The 14211-nt window shown below is 63.0% G+C and carries 12 protein-coding genes and 1 pseudogene; 1 reads left to right on the top strand and 12 read right to left on the bottom strand.

The window, feature by feature from the left end:
• Positions 1 to 255 precede the first annotated feature (255 nt).
• The 7 genes from DFR24_RS20090 to DFR24_RS25420 all read right to left on the bottom strand — a co-directional run bounded on the left by DFR24_RS20090 (position 256) and on the right by DFR24_RS25420 (position 7958).
• Positions 256 to 1368 carry a CobW family GTP-binding protein gene (locus tag DFR24_RS20090; protein WP_133883239.1) on the bottom strand — a complete coding sequence of 371 codons (1113 nt, stop codon included), beginning with the start codon at positions 1366 to 1368 and terminating at the stop codon, positions 256 to 258.
• On the bottom strand, positions 1369 to 1782 hold the full coding sequence (locus tag DFR24_RS20085) for a MerC domain-containing protein (RefSeq protein WP_133883238.1): 414 nt from the start codon (positions 1780 to 1782) through the stop codon (positions 1369 to 1371).
• A 76-nt stretch (positions 1783 to 1858) separates the two neighbouring features.
• A complete protein-coding gene (locus DFR24_RS20080; RefSeq protein ID WP_133883237.1) occupies positions 1859 to 3139 on the bottom strand; it encodes a hypothetical protein in 1281 nt (426 codons plus the stop codon).
• A gap of 39 nt (positions 3140 to 3178) precedes the next feature.
• Positions 3179 to 5377, bottom strand: a complete 2199-nt coding sequence (locus tag DFR24_RS20075) for a TonB-dependent receptor (RefSeq protein ID WP_133883236.1) — start codon at positions 5375 to 5377, stop codon at positions 3179 to 3181.
• A 10-nt stretch (positions 5378 to 5387) separates the two neighbouring features.
• Positions 5388 to 6107 (bottom strand): class I SAM-dependent methyltransferase, encoded by a 720-nt coding sequence (locus DFR24_RS20070; protein WP_133883235.1) that lies wholly within the window; start codon positions 6105 to 6107, stop codon positions 5388 to 5390.
• On the bottom strand, positions 6104 to 7303 hold the full coding sequence (locus tag DFR24_RS20065) for a GTP-binding protein (protein WP_133883234.1): 1200 nt from the start codon (positions 7301 to 7303) through the stop codon (positions 6104 to 6106). Before DFR24_RS20065 ends, DFR24_RS20070 begins: the two co-directional genes overlap by 4 nt.
• Before the next feature lie 130 nt (positions 7304 to 7433).
• Positions 7434 to 7958 (bottom strand): DUF411 domain-containing protein, encoded by a 525-nt coding sequence (locus DFR24_RS25420; RefSeq protein WP_133883233.1) that lies wholly within the window; start codon positions 7956 to 7958, stop codon positions 7434 to 7436.
• Between the two features lie 302 nt (positions 7959 to 8260).
• Here DFR24_RS25420 and DFR24_RS20055 point away from each other — a divergent pair, with 302 nt between their 5' ends.
• Positions 8261 to 8485, top strand: a complete 225-nt coding sequence (locus DFR24_RS20055) for a hypothetical protein (RefSeq protein ID WP_133883232.1) — start codon at positions 8261 to 8263, stop codon at positions 8483 to 8485.
• Positions 8486 to 8606: 121 nt separating this feature from the next.
• Here the strand turns inward: DFR24_RS20055 and DFR24_RS20050 are convergent, their stop codons facing one another.
• The 5 genes and pseudogenes from DFR24_RS20050 to DFR24_RS25200 form a co-directional block, all read right to left on the bottom strand.
• A complete protein-coding gene (locus tag DFR24_RS20050) occupies positions 8607 to 11054 on the bottom strand; it encodes a TonB-dependent siderophore receptor (protein ID WP_133883231.1) in 2448 nt (815 codons plus the stop codon).
• A gap of 120 nt (positions 11055 to 11174) precedes the next feature.
• Positions 11175 to 12164 (bottom strand): FecR domain-containing protein, encoded by a 990-nt coding sequence (locus DFR24_RS20045; protein WP_133883230.1) that lies wholly within the window; start codon positions 12162 to 12164, stop codon positions 11175 to 11177.
• Positions 12165 to 12189: 25 nt separating this feature from the next.
• Positions 12190 to 12702, bottom strand: a complete 513-nt coding sequence (locus tag DFR24_RS20040) for a sigma-70 family RNA polymerase sigma factor (protein ID WP_133883229.1) — start codon at positions 12700 to 12702, stop codon at positions 12190 to 12192.
• A gap of 702 nt (positions 12703 to 13404) precedes the next feature.
• The gene (locus DFR24_RS20035) at positions 13405 to 13851 is read right to left on the bottom strand and encodes a GNAT family N-acetyltransferase (RefSeq protein ID WP_133883515.1); all 447 of its coding nucleotides are present in this window, start codon (positions 13849 to 13851) and stop codon (positions 13405 to 13407) included.
• 63 nt (positions 13852 to 13914) lie between these two features.
• Positions 13915 to 13986: pseudogene (locus tag DFR24_RS25200) on the bottom strand (hypothetical protein); the annotation flags it as partial.
• Positions 13987 to 14211 lie beyond the last annotated feature (225 nt).

Below are 14211 nucleotides of genomic sequence, written 5' to 3'. Positions count from 1 at the left end.
AAGCCCCGTGGCAGTAAATATCGCCGTCTGGGGTCTCGTGACAACAACCTCCCGTCTCGCGAGCGCCCCATGTTCTGCCGCCCAGCGGAGGTCGATGCAACGGGGGCAGCGAGCCTGTTTCGATTTCGTCAAACCGCGGCGGCTGGTGCCGCTGGGCCGTCAGAGGTTTCTGCGGAGCCGTTTCCTGCGATAGGGCCCGTTGTGACGATCCGGAACGCGCAGTAGCGGCATACAACAGGGCGGGAATCACCCGCATCAACGCGGCGCCGTGCATTCGGGGTCTCCAGCGGATGCAAGAACAGGGCGTGCCTGCAGCCAATCCAGCGTGCTTCCCACCACGTCCTGACCCCAGCCGCGCGTGATGAAGACCAGCCTCGTGCGCTGATCTTCGCTGGGCCAAGCCGGCAGTTGCCGTGTGGGATGGAAGACGTTCTGGACCCCGTGCACCACCGTCGGCAATGTTTGCCCCTTCAGGTTCACCAGGCCCTTCATGCGCAAGAGCGTCGGCCCGCACAAGCTGCGCAGAAAATCCGTCCAGCCGAAGAAAGTGGACGGCGCTATCGGTTCATCCAAGATCAGGCTGAAGGTCTGAATCGCATGATCGGCCGGTGTGCGATCGCGCGGCGCCAGCAGCGGGCCCCGCGATGCTACGTCAGGGGTGAAGCGCAGAAGATCGACGTTGCCGAACATCACGCCCAGGTCGGCGCCGCTAGCCGCACGCCGATGCACGCCGCTGAACAAGGCTTGCGGTGGCGCGACGCCTTGGAGCACGCGCTCGATCACCGCGTCGGGGTTCATTTCGGCAAGGCGCCGTTCCAGCCTGCACGCGTCAGCTTCGTTTACTAGATCGATCTTCGTCACCATCAACCGGTCGGCGCCTGTGACCTGCAGCACGGCGATGTCGCTCGCATCAAGCGTCGACGCGGCGTTGGCCGCATCTACCAGCGTCACCACGCTGTCGATCACGAAACGTTCTTTCAGTTGATGATGCGAAACGAACTGCCGCAGGATGGGCGCAGGTTCGGCCAGGCCGGTCGTCTCCAGGATGACGCGGCGCAACGTGAACTGCCGTCGTTGCGCTCGCAGGAACAAGCTCATCAGCGCGTCGGCGAGTTGCCCGCTGGCCGTGCAACAGATGCAGCCATCCGCGACCAACGCAGTGTCCTCCGGTGCCGACTCGACCAAGTGATGATCCACGCCAACCGCGCCGTACTCATTGATCACCACCGCTGTGCCCTCCATCCAGGGATGGCGCAGTACGAAGTTCAGCAACGAGCTCTTCCCGGCGCCGAGAAAACCGGTGAGCAGGCAAACCGGCAATCGATGATCGGGAGACTCGGGCCCCAGCTGTCTGATCTCGAGTGCCACTCAGGTCAACCCAAGTAGGCGGGGTTGCGCGCGCCGGATCGCCTGAAGATTGAGCAGATGACTGATCGAAAGTGCAGCGCTGCCGATCAAGGTCAGGCCTTGCTCCCATCGTGGCGGCAGAAACTCCGCAAAAGGCGCTACTAACAACAATGCGACAGCACAGACGCCGATACTGAAAACCGATAACCGGCGATGTCTCGCACATCCGCGCGCCAGGGCAAAAACGCTGACCGGCACGATGGCCAGCAGCAGCCAGCGATGCACCGTCGTGTCGTTCTCCGTCAGCAGTGCCAACCACGGCAACATCGGAACGACCAGGGGTAACAGCAGGCAATGCACGGCACAGAGACCTGCCAGCAGGATGGCGGCACGGTCGCCCGCGGGACGATCAGGATGAGAGTGCGTCATGGTCATGCTTTGGGATTCGGATCGTTCGGCGCAGGAGCGGCGACCGAGATATCGGCGCCGCTTCCCGCAAGCCTGATTCGCTTCAATGCGCGTGCTCGGGCAGACCCAGCCAGGTGAACCCCGCGGGCGTGAAGCCAAGGTCGATTCGTTCAGCCACGGTGCGCTTCACCAGATCGATCACCGCAATGCTCTGATCGCCGGGATCCGACACGAACGCGATGTCGCCGGCGTGGCTTACCGAGATGGACGGCTGCGGTGCGGGGCTCGCCGCAATGCTGTCGAGCACCTTGACCGTGCCCCGCGTGCTCCAGCCGCTGGCCGGATCGAGGAAATGCAGCATGCCGGCGCTGTCCAGGATCAAGAAGGTCTCGGCGTGCGCATCCATGGCGTGGGCTACGCGCGTCACCGCAGTGGCACCGTTCCAGTCGACCTCGGTCATGCTGCCCGCCACTGCGTTAATCGCGTACAGCGCGCTGCCGGCGATGCCGCCGAAGCCCTGCAGTCCATGGTGCCCCACCACCGTACCGACCCGCGCGCCTGCGGCCATGCCGGCTGGATTCGGCACCTTGGTAGCTGTGAACGTAGTGCCGGACTGGGTAACGACCAACACGCCGTCGCTGCACCCGAAGGCGGAGTGAGAATCGTTGGAGTAGCTGCCGTGCAGATCCGGGCAGGGTTCGGTGAAGCGTTGCACGAAGCTATAACTGCTGGCGTTGCGCTGGTAGAGCTCCACTGCAGAGGGCAGCGTGCCCGCCGCGGCACCGTCGCGGTAAGTGGCCAGGAGGTAGTCGCCGCGCGGCTCCGCGGTGCCGTGCATTGCTGCCGGCAGATCGAGCGTGGCCTCTGTCTCTCCATTAGTGATGCTCTCGTCGGTCAGCAGGGCGACGCCGGCGTTGTCGCCGGTGGTCGCGTTGCCATCGAAAAACAGCGCTGCTAACTCATCGTGCAACTCGTAATGGGTCGGGCGCACACCATCGAGCTTGAAAGCCATGAGGAGAGGATCCTCCAGGTAGTCGTGCAAGTGATCACCGTGATCCTCCTGCCAGATGCCGCCATCGATGAACTGCGTGCGGTTGTCCGCGCGCTGGGCCACTACCGCGTAGCGGCGATTCGGGCTCGGCTGGACGGCGCTGGACGGGAAATCCAGGGTGAACGAATCGAGCAGCGCCTCAGTGTCCAGATCGTAGACATGGACGGTAGGCGCGCCGGCCTCGGCGATCACTAAGCGACCTGACGTTTCGACATGATCGTGATCGTGTGCGTCGGCCGGCAGGTTGTCGTTGTCACTACAAGCAGCGAGTGCCGCGACGGCGAGGAACGCGCACGGGCGCAGGGAGCGGAAAGCGGGAAGGGAGATGGACATAAAGACGCCCTAGGGTTTATCAAAGGTGGAAAGGGAACCTCAGGCGGGCGGCCTGAAATCGAAGCGGATACCGGTGAAGATCGACCGGCCGGGTAGTGGCGCCACGTCCTTGAGGAAGGACGTGGATAGACGCACCTTCTCGTCGAGCAAATTGCGACCCTGAACGAACAGCGTGGCCGTCACGCCAGCCAGCCGGAAGCGATAGTCGAAGTCGGCCGTGACCAAGTCGTAACCCGGCGTGTTGGTTTCCAGCGTGGCCTTGCGGTCTTGTTTGTCTGCACGGAGGTAGCGCACTCCGCCGCTGAATGCCGAGTAGCTGGCCTCGAAGCCCACGCCGCCGCGCAACGGTGGTATCCGCGGCAGATCGCGGCCGCCGTCGCGCTCACCGCGTACGACATCGCCGAATGCCTGCAGGCTCAGACGCGCTGGGCCTCTGTCCAGCACCGCATAGGAAACGCTGACCTCGCCACCATAGAAGCGCGCATCTTCCTGGCGCTGGTCGACAAGTAGCAGCTCGCCATCGGCGTCGAAACTGCCATCCTCGTCCACACGATCAGCTTCGCCGTCGGAGTCGGCAGTGCCTCCGCCGTCGGCGTCGAGGCCAACGTCGACTTCGCTCAGGTAAACGTAGTCGGCAATATGGCTATAGAAGGCCCCGACTTCCCACTGAAGTCGGCCATGGTCGCGCAGGAATGCGACCTCGAAGCTGCTTGTCGCCTCCGGATCCAAAGCCTGACTTCCGCGTTCAAAGCTTGACGTCGCCAAGTGAGGGCCGTTCGCGTACAGCTCCTCGGCAGAGGGTGCGCGCTCGGCTTGCTGCGCGTTGAGGCGCAGGTGGAGATGCTCGACCAATAGGAACGAGATCCCTGCCGACAAGCTCCAAGTGGTGAAATCCATATTGCGCGCACGCTCAGCTTCAGGCGCGTGCTTCAAGTGATCGACGCGCGCACCGAGCTCGAGTCGGTGCTCTCCAAACGGGCGGTCTTCGACGACGAACAGTCCTAGCGACTCGGTTTTGGTGCGTGGCACGAAGGCCTCTGCGCCGACGGCGACGAAATCGCGATGTCCATACTGCAGACCAAGCACGCCCTGCCACAGACCCGCGGGCAAGTGTGTGGCCTGTAGGCGTGCTTCGATCTCTTCGACGTCGAAGACTGTTCCAATCGTGCCGCTTGGCTCGACCTCACGGTGCTGGTAGTCGTTGATGCCGACGCGCGCCTCGACATCTTCGATGCCGGCCATCGGTGCCAGCAGAAGTCCACGCAGGTCGTAGCGCGTCTGCTCGAGTTCGATGCGCACCCCGTCGTGACTGTGGCCCGCTTCATCCTCTTCGCCCTCGTGGTCGTGATGATGGTGACCGCCCGAGGGAATGCCGTACTCGGATTCGAGATCGCTCATCGCGACGCCGAACATGCCGCGCGCGCCGACATAGGCGGTAGAGGCACCGATGCTGTCACTGCGCAGACGGCTGTTGTCGAGTACGTTGCGGCGTGGGGTCTCTTCTTCCTCGCCCTCGTGCACATGTCCGCCTTCGGACTGGCGAGCAGCGTAGCCCGGCACCGAGAAGTCGCCGGCCCGGCGCGTACCGTACTGCGCACCCAGTTGCAGCGGGCCGGTGCCGTAGTGCGCTCGCAGCGCAGCGTTCTTCTCGTCGGCGTTGCTGCCATAGCTGGTCAGACCGCGCAGGTTGAGACCCGGAGTAACCTTGTCGGGCAGGCGATCGTCGACCAGGTTGACCACACCGGCGGACGCGGCCCCTCCGTAGAGAAGCGTCGCCGGGCCCTTGATGATCTCCACGCGGTCGGCTCCCAGCGGGTCCACGCCCACGGCGTGGTCCGCGCTGATCGACGAGGCGTCCATCGTTGCAATGCCGTTGTCGAGCACCTGCACGCGTGGCGTGCCCTGCCCGCGTATTACCGGCCGTCCCACGCCGGGTCCGAAGCTGGCGTTCGAGACGCCGGGACGATGTGCCAGCACGTCACCGATGGTGCCGTTGCGGCTCCGTTCGAGTTCCTCGCCGGAGAGGACGTCCACCGGCCGGACCAGTTCCTCGGCCGTGCGGCCGAGCGGATGCGCCTCGACCACCACCTCCTCGAGCGTCACTGCGGGTTCTGGCGGTACGGGTAGGGTCTGCGCCTGCGCGCACCAGGGCAGCGCGAGCGCCAGGCCCAGCACAGTTCGCTGCGCATCGAAGACAGCAACAGAGCCGCCGTGGTGCCGCGGGTGAATGTTCGACATCAGATTTTTCCTAGGGGGAAACGAGCGTCCGGCTCGCCCAGGCGTGGATCAGCAGCGCTTGGTGGATCGGAATCGTGTGGCGAAAGCCGGCTTCAGCCAGCATCGACTCGATCTGGGCCGGCGCGACGACCGCGACATCACGTCGATATGCCGTACGCAGCCGTTGAAGTTCGGCGTCACCGAGGCCCGACGCGCGCATCAGACCGATCCACTGCTCGATTAGAGCCACCCCCCGCTCGGCATCGAGGTCGGCAGACAGGTCGGCATTGATCAGCCAGCCACCCGGCCGCAGACGCGACGCGATTTGGCGGAACAGGCCGACGCGCGCGTTGCGTTCCAGCAGAAACTGCGACACCAGCACACAGGTCGCGGCGTCGAAATCCGCTGGGGTGGACAAGCTATCGAGATAGCCTTCGTGGAAGGTGCATCGGGACGCGAACCCAGCATCCTCTGCCTTGCGGCGGCATACGGCCAGCATTGGCGCCGAGGGGTCGACCGCGGTGAAGTGCCAGCTGGGGAACAGCGGCGCGAGCGCCATCATCTCCGCACCGGTGCCCGCCCCCACGCACAGGATCCGGGCTCGCGCCGGCAGGTCCGCGAGCAAACTGCGAATCAGGAGGTGCAATGCCTGTGTGATCGGCGCAAGCGCTGCGAAGCGCTCGTCGTAGCGCGCCGCGTGCTCCGCATCGAAGGCGACCGGTTCGCCCACCCCACCGGCGGTTCCGCTCATACCGCAACACCTCCAGTCGACGCCCACGCCGGAAATGGATCCGGCAGGTCACGCCACGTCTCGACGCCCCGCGCGATCTCCAAGGGGCAAAGCAGGCACTCATCCAGACGCGCGCGCAGGGCGGCCTCGTCCAGTTCGATTCCAATGAAGACGAGCTCCTGACGGCGATCGCCGTAGGTGGTGTCCCAGACCGGGCGCAGGCGCTGCATCATTTCCGGTGGCGCCTTCTTCGCGCGCGGACTGGCCCACCACAGGCCCACAGCGCCCAGCGACAAGGTGCTTCCGGCTTGCGACAGCTGGCACACGAGGTCCGGGCGGCTGGCGATCCAGAACCAGCCCTTCGAGCGAATCACACCGGGCCAGCTCGATTGAACAAGCTCGTGTAAGCGCTGAGGATGAAACGGCCGACGCTCGCGGTAGACGAAGCTGGTGATGCCGTACTGTTCGGACTCCGGCGTGTGCTCGCCTCGCAGCTCCTTGGCCCACCCTGGATTACGCTCGGCTTGGCCCGGATCGAAGCGAAATCCTTCCAGCAGTTCCACCGCGGAAACACGCCCGAAATCCGACAGGACTACATGCGCTCCGGGGTTCAGAGCTTTGACCACCGCGAGCACATCCTGGCGCTTGGCGTTGTCTACCTCAGAGATCTTGTTGACGACTATGGTGTCGGCAAACTCGATCTGGTCCACAAGGAGATCGACGACGTTGCGTTCATCGCCATCACCAAGCGATTGGCCCCGATCGCGCAAATAATCGGTCGACGAGTAGTCGCCCAAGAGGTTGGCGGCATCAACCACCGTCACCATGGAATTGATGCGGGTGAGGTCGGCCAGGGAAAAACCTTCTGCGTCACGCACAGCGAACGTCGCAGCGACCGGCATTGGCTCGGAGATGCCAGTGGACTCGATCAGCAGGTGATCGAAGCGTCCTTCGCGCGCCAGTCGCGTGACCTCCTGGAGCAGATCATCGCGTAGGGTGCAGCAGATACAACCGTTGCTGAACTCGACTAGCTTCTCTTCGGTGCGAGACAAATTTGCCTGACCATCGACGATCGCTGCGTCGACGTTGACCTCGCTCATATCGTTGACGATGACGGCAACGCGCCGTCCCTCCCGATTGGCGAGAACGTGGTTCAGCAGCGTGGTCTTCCCTGAACCAAGGAATCCGGAAAGCACAGTTACTGGTAGCAATGGCATTTAGTGTTGCGCCATAGAGGTTCAAGGATTGTTATGTGATGTTATAACGTTAATGATATTGACATGTAAAGTGCTTCCTCATCGAGCATTCACACCTTTCGATTGCCTTTTTCTCAAACCACCCGCACCTTCAAGGCTCGACACTACCGTCGTGTCGTGTGTAGACGTATGTCTCTCCATTCGGCTGAAAGGCCAGCACGTCGTAATCGGCGCGGCGGGGGCTGAACTCGCGCATCCCTGGACTTGCCCCCGGCATCCCGGGGACCACTAGGCCACGAACGGGCTCTCGACTCTTGATGAGGCGCTTGATGTCAGCCGCAGGCACGTGGCCCTCAATGACGTATCCATCGACGATCGCTGTGTGGCAAGCACGAAGCTGTTTCGGCACGCCAAAGAGTCGGCGCACTTGGTGGATGTCTCGCGTCACCCGGCCGTCAACGTCGAAACCATTGCGCTCAAGGTATTCGTTCCATGCGATGCAGCAGCGACACGTAACTGACCGATAGACCACGATAGGAATGCGCTCGGCGCCTGGTTCGTGCGAGGCACGAATGGCTAATCCGGCCGTACCACCGCACAGAAGGCTTGCTGCGCCGATTGCGACCAAAACTCTGCGAGACACATACGCCGGATCTCTGACAGTTCGGCTCCTCATTTCCGTGTCCGATTCGGAGAAAGATACGATACTTTTGTATTGTTATATCATTACCTTCTTATTTCTAGAAGTGGTTGGTCAAGACCGGACCCTGCGCTTTCGCCAACAGATGACGACGCCGGTCACCGACAGGATGGCGATGACGATGCAGGTCACGCAGAGCAGAACCTTGTAAGGAGCGCCGAAAGCCCCGCCGACGCGCAGATCGCTGAACCACTAACTGAATACGTCAGCCCCACTGCCTACTGAACTTCGGGCGTAAATGATCCCCCGCGGTTTGTTCGTCGACGAAGATTCCGAATTTGCCCGCGGTCGCCCACAGCGAGTTCGGCTTACGGTCCGGTGTAGTAGAGCCGCTACGCAACTTCCTCGCCGAACTCTCGCGCTACCGGCCGGGCGATCTGCGCTGCGATCAGGTCGCTGCGCATCTACCGGTGTACGGCCTCTACCATCTCGACGATCCGGACGGCCTGCTACGCGATCTCGAGAAACTGCTGCCGATCCAGGTGCGGCAACGTTCGCGATAGTGGACGGTGGTGGAGGAGCCACCGCCGGAAACAACACCATGAATGCAGTGAAACCCGACCATCGCCGCCGGGCTTCACCGCACATGGTCTCAGGCAGAGTCCTGAAGCTGCACCTACGAACTTAGAAGCTCAGCGCGACCGAGAAAGTCGCCGATATCGGGGCGCCGTAACCCAGATAGCCGGCGTCGCCCGCATAGAACTCGCCCGATTCGTAGTAACGCTTGTCGAGGACATTCTCGACGTTCAGCCTCAGTGTCCATTCAGTGGCATTCGCTTTGAACCGATAGCGACCGCCGAGGTCGAGAACCCAGTAATTGTCGATGTCGAACTGCTCGGCCTGGTCGAGATATTGCCCGTCGACGAAGCGCGCATTGGCGATCATGGACAGACCCGAAATCCGCGGAATCGCGAGCTCGCCCCACACGTTGGCCTGATATGCCGGGACGTACTGCGGGCGTTTGCCATCCAGGGCGGGGTCGCTGGTATCAACCTGCTCGGCGTCGAGAAGCATTGCGGCGACTCCTGCCTGCAACTGGGCGGTAACGAGGCCACGCAAAGCGAATTCGAGTCCACGATGCCGTTGCAGACCGTCGAAGCGGTCCACGCCGTCGGCATCCAACGTGGCGAGATCCTGCTCGATCTGGAAGACGGCCGCCTCTCCGGTCACCCGACCATCGATCCATTCGCCTTTGACGCCGGCTTCCCATTGCTCCGATTTCTGGACGCCGAGCGGCTCGAAGGCGTTTACCGCCAGTCGTTTCGCGAATCCACCGTCCTGCATTCCCCGGGTGTAGGTCACATAGCTGCGAACGTTTCCCACGGGCGCGTACATCAGGGCCAGCGCCGGTGACCAGGCGTGGACGCGGTCATTGGATGCAGGGTCGTCGGCGTAGGTGTTCTCGTACTCGCCGTAGCGGACTCCCAGCAGAACGGAGATCTTCTCGTTAAAGGCGACAGTATCGGTCGCGAAGAAGCCGGTTTCCTCGTACTCGAATTTGCCCGGCGGCGTCCCCCACGGGCCTCCATCGGGGCGGGGCAGGGGATTCAGCTCATAGGCGTTGTTCGGGCCCACGTCAGGAAAACTGCGCTGGCCGGAAGATTCGTAGGCGGAGTACTGGGCGCCGACCACCACATCGTGCCGCAGGCTGCCGGTGGCGAACCCGCCCTCGAGGTGCAGGTGCCCCCCCTGGGTTTCCCATTTGAACGGCCCGTTGGTGATCAACGCGCCCTCGGTGTAGTCGCCATTGTCCTCGACGGAGTAGGGATAGGACAGCCGGGACTCGCGGTCCGCGTCCTGGTGATTGAATGAGGCGCGCAGCTTCCAGTCCTGGTTGATAACAACGTCGCTGCCGATCGCCGCATCGAGCGTCTCGTGCCGGTTGCGCGCCCATCCCTGCATGATGTTGGTCTTAACGCCGGTATCGAGGATCTGCCCGTTGGCCGTGATCATCGGGCCGTAGTAGCCGCTGCGTTCGAGATCCTGGGCGCCGACCGAGGTCCAGAGCATCACCCGCTCGCTCGGCTTCCACTCGGTGTAGAGCGAGCCCGTCATGCGATCGCCGCCAGCGTGGTCGTAGAAGCTGTCGAAGTCGTCGCCGGCGAGCACCAGGCGGTAGCCCAACGTTTCATCCAGCACGGTGTCGCTGACGTCGATCTGCGAGTACAGGTTGCTGAAGGTGTCGGCGTCGAATTGCAGGGACGTCGAGAATTCCGGTGTCGGCCGTTTGCGCACGAGATTGATGGCGCCACCGGGAGCCATGAACCCGAAGCGCAGTGCAGCCGGCCCCTTGAGCAGTTCCACCCGCGACTTGTCGTCGATGGAGGACTCGACCGTGTGGATCACTGGCAACCCGTCGAGCCGGTAGCCGTTGAAGTTGTCCACCCGAAAACCGCGCGAGCTGAAATTCTGGGTGCCGTAGAAACCGCCGGGCATCTGGATCGCAACGCTGGGGTCGTTCTGCAGGACTTCCCGGAGGGTAAAAGCGCGCTGATCCTCGATAAGCGTCTCGTTGTAAATGCCGACGCTGAACGGGACCTCGAGCAGCGGGGTTTCGGAGAACAGCGCAACCGAAGAGGACTCCACACGATATTGGTGCGGCTCCGCCTGCTGGTTGGCCGTGACGATCACCACCGGCAGAACCGTGGCGCCCTCGACCTTCGGCGGTGCGGGTCGCAGCGAGTAGGCTCCGTTTTCGCCGCGCACGACCTGGAGCGCGTGCGGCGCCAGGAGTGCGGCGAAGCCCTGCTCGATCGTAAAGGCACCCTGCAAGCCATCGCTGGTCTTACCGCGCGTGAGCGCTGAGTCGACCGACAGCTCTACGCTCGCGGCGACAGCGAAGGCGTTGAGCGAATCCGCCAACGCGCCCCCCGGTACTTTGAAAGACCGCACAGCGCTCGATGCGGCATTGGCTGCAGCTACGCCGTTTAGGTCCTGAGCCCAAGCAGGCGTGACGGTGCCACTAAAGATGGCCGCAGCCGTGAGCACCATCAGGCGACGCTGGATTCCGATGGGGTGCCGGGCGCGATTCGAGGACCGGGGGCCGCTGCCAGCCCAGGGGGTGCGTTTCATGCGGTGAAGCTCCCTGTGATTCTGTAGTTGTCACAAGGTGTACCGAACGAAATCCACAAACCCTCAATCATCGGAGCAAAATATTTCACCCTCACGCTGGCGAGGCGACCGCGCGCAGCATCAGGTCCCGGCAGAGGGGCGTGGCACCACCGTCACCCACCACGAGCTGCGGTAGGCGATGTCCACCGGGATTCCGAGCGTCAGGTTGGCAAGGGCACGATCGGTGTCCTGCAGCGGGAATACGCCGGTCACGCGCAGTTCTTCGACGCGCTCGTCACATCGCAGGACCCCCACCCGGTAGCGGCTCACGGTCGTCACGAATTCCGACAGGCGCAGGTCATTGGCCACCAACAGACCCCGGGTCCAGACCTCAGCGCCCGGCGCGGCGGTCCGAATGTCGTCGACATGCTCCTGGGTAAACCCAGCGCGTTGCCCCGCTATCAGGCGCACCGCCGCGGAAACGGCGTGCTGAGGCCGAAGTTCTACTTTTCCGTGCTGCACCACCACCTCGGTGCTGTTGTCGAGGTGGTGGACGCTGAACTCGGTACCGAGCGCCAGCGCCGTTCCGTGTACGGTCTCCACACAGAACGCTCGCGCCGGCGCCATGGGATCGGGCGCCGTGACGACGGAAATCCTGCCGGTGCGAAGGCGCAGGCGGCGCTCGTCGCCGGTGTAGACGATGTCGAGAGCCGTGGCCGAGTCCAGAACCACGCGCCCTCCGTCAGGCAACGACAGCGCTCGGATTTCGCCGATCCGCGTGGCATGGTCGGCAACACGACGCTGCCACGGGCCGGTCCGGCTCACCGCGTGCCCGCCAAGCCCCACCGTCAACAGTGCGCCGAGAGCCTTCAAGGCGCGCCGGCGGACTGGGTCGGATACACGCCGATCCAACAACGTGGCCCGCGCACCCGCCTTCGAGAGCGCGGAGATTTGTTGACCCACGTCGTGCACGATCGACCACGCGCGGGCATGGTCTGGATGCGCTTCACACCACGCTCGACACGCGGCACGATCTTGTTCGGTGACATCGTCAGCCCACAGACGGGCGGTCCACACGCTGGCTTTTGCCAGGACGTCGGGATCCACCATCGCGCTGCCGCGCCCGCTCATCGCACGTGATCCGGGTTGCGCGCAGTCAGGCTTCGGGGACGATCTGCGCCTGCGCGCAGCACAACACGGCTGTGGCCACGTACTTCTCCACGGACGACGACGTGACGCCCAGCTGTGCGGCAATCTCGGCGTAGCGCAGCCCCTCGAGCTTTCGCAGAAGGAAGGCCCGCTTTACCTTGGGAGGCAGCGCATCGAGGATTCGATCGAGCTCAACCAGCGCCTCGACAATCAAAGCACGCTGCTCCTCGGAAGGAACTTCGACATCCGACGACGCGATCAACTCGATATACGCCGCCTCAATCTGCCGGCGCCGCCAAGCGTCAATCGCAAGGCCCTTGGCGATCCGCGAGAGATACCCCCGCGGCTCGGAGGACGGAAGCTGCTCCAGCTTGAGCACACGCAGATAGGTGTCATGTGCGATATCGGCCGCTTGCTCCGGACAGCCCAGACGACCCTTAAGCCACGTCCGCAGCCAGCCGTGGTGGTCCGCGTACAACGTGTGGATCTGATAGTGAAGTTCCTGCTCGACGACGGACACGACACTCCCATGGGTTGCCCGGCAGCACTTGAAGTGTAAACGAGAATTGATCGCGTTTGTCGGTGGCGTGAAATGGCACAGGTCACGTGACGAAATGTTCGTCGGCGTCGGCGTGAGCTTGTCGCGGAAGCAACCTGTGGCGAGTGCAGTCGCCCCATCCCCTCCCAAGCGCTAATAGGTGCCTGCCAGGAGAGCTTGCGGGACTGTCGTCCGCTTCCGGGAGGCCAAGCCCCGCTCACCACTCGACGCTCAATCGTCGCGCATCTCAAGGTTGCGATCGATGCCGAGCGCCAAGAGCGCGCCTACCGCGCCGGAAAGAAGATCGAGCCCGACGTAACCGACACCAAACCGAGAATCATCTCGCTCGATCTCTTCCGTTCTTGTTTCGAAAGGTGACCGGCGGTGTGGAGTAGTTGAATGGCATAGATCATTTACATAAGCCGTCTCTCTTTTTTTAAGAGCGGCGCGGCTTTGTGTGCACGGGTAGGTAGGAACGATGCGAGCGTCCGCTGTCGGGCCCACATATTAGTAAGTCGAATGACCGCAGCGGGCGGATCGGAGACCGACGCTTAGTGCCAATTGAAGCCGCTCACGAATGTCCGCTTCTGGGAGCGCCAACGAACAGGTTGAGGGGCGAACCCGCGAAGCGTTTACGTCTCCTCGAACCGTTGGTTGGACGACAACTCTCCGCCGCCTGTGGTCTCAAATCGTCAGCACATACGAGCGGAAGTCTTGATCCAGCTTCCAGCCAAGGGACTCATAGAGCTTCTGTGCGGGCTCATTGGTATGGGCTGTCGACAAGGTCAGCCTGATGGCGCCCACGGCATGAGCGAACCGGGCGGCCTCGAGCAACAGCTCCCCAGCGACCCCTGCCCGACGACCCGATGGGCACACGAACAGATCGTTAAGGATGAAGGTGCGTGCGGCACGCACCGATGAGAAGCTGGGATAGAGCTGGACGAAACCGACGTATTCTCCGCCGCCGTTGGAGGCGATGAAGATAATGGACTCACTGTGCGTGAAGCGGTCCGCCAGGAACGCCCTCGCACGCGGCAGGTCGGGCTCCTGACCGTAGAACTGTCGATACGAGTCGAACAACGGAGCCAGCACCTCGACGTCGTCCACGGTGGCTCGACGAATGACGGTCATGCCGCTTTCCCCTGCCTTGTCGTAATGATTCAGTGTCGATTTGAACACGTGCGGTGTCAGGTAGCCCAGGATCGAATGGAGACGCACGGCGTTGCAATGCCGGCGCCAACTCTCAATTAGGACTCGTGCTTCAGATCGTGATCGGAATTATTCTGACGACAATCGCTCGTCGCGCAGCTTGCCGTTGCAAGTATTGTCGGTGCGATTCTGCGAAGAATCCCCCTGATCGACGTGCGCGGTCTGGCTGCCGACTCCGACGATCCGTTCGAGGATGGCGCTCGATTCGAGCTGCTAACCGTTGTCGTAGCGCACGTGGCGCGGTGCCCATGCCGTGCGCTACCGATGGCGGGGAACGTCGCC

Origin of the sequence: Panacagrimonas perspica (assembly GCF_004364935.1) — a bacterium.
Taxonomy (GTDB): Bacteria; Pseudomonadota; Gammaproteobacteria; order Nevskiales; family Nevskiaceae; genus Panacagrimonas; species Panacagrimonas perspica.
The sequence above is the reverse complement of the archived record's forward strand: the minus strand, read 5'-3'. Positions and strand labels throughout refer to the sequence as shown.

What these genes read in the sequence shown, in the direction of transcription:
- DFR24_RS20085 (WP_133883238.1), bottom strand. Translation starts at nt 1,782, where the DNA reads ATGACCATGACGCACTCTCATCCTGATCGTCCCGCGGGCGACCGTGCC.
- DFR24_RS20080 (WP_133883237.1), bottom strand. Translation starts at nt 3,139, where the DNA reads ATGTCCATCTCCCTTCCCGCTTTCCGCTCCCTGCGCCCGTGCGCGTTC.
- DFR24_RS20075 (WP_133883236.1), bottom strand. Translation starts at nt 5,377, where the DNA reads ATGTCGAACATTCACCCGCGGCACCACGGCGGCTCTGTTGCTGTCTTC.
- DFR24_RS20070 (WP_133883235.1), bottom strand. Translation starts at nt 6,107, where the DNA reads ATGAGCGGAACCGCCGGTGGGGTGGGCGAACCGGTCGCCTTCGATGCG.
- DFR24_RS20065 (WP_133883234.1), bottom strand. Translation starts at nt 7,303, where the DNA reads ATGCCATTGCTACCAGTAACTGTGCTTTCCGGATTCCTTGGTTCAGGG.
- DFR24_RS25420 (WP_133883233.1), bottom strand. Translation starts at nt 7,958, where the DNA reads ATGAGGAGCCGAACTGTCAGAGATCCGGCGTATGTGTCTCGCAGAGTT.
- DFR24_RS20050 (WP_133883231.1), bottom strand. Translation starts at nt 11,054, where the DNA reads ATGAAACGCACCCCCTGGGCTGGCAGCGGCCCCCGGTCCTCGAATCGC.
- DFR24_RS20045 (WP_133883230.1), bottom strand. Translation starts at nt 12,164, where the DNA reads ATGAGCGGGCGCGGCAGCGCGATGGTGGATCCCGACGTCCTGGCAAAA.
- DFR24_RS20035 (WP_133883515.1), bottom strand. Translation starts at nt 13,851, where the DNA reads ATGACCGTCATTCGTCGAGCCACCGTGGACGACGTCGAGGTGCTGGCT.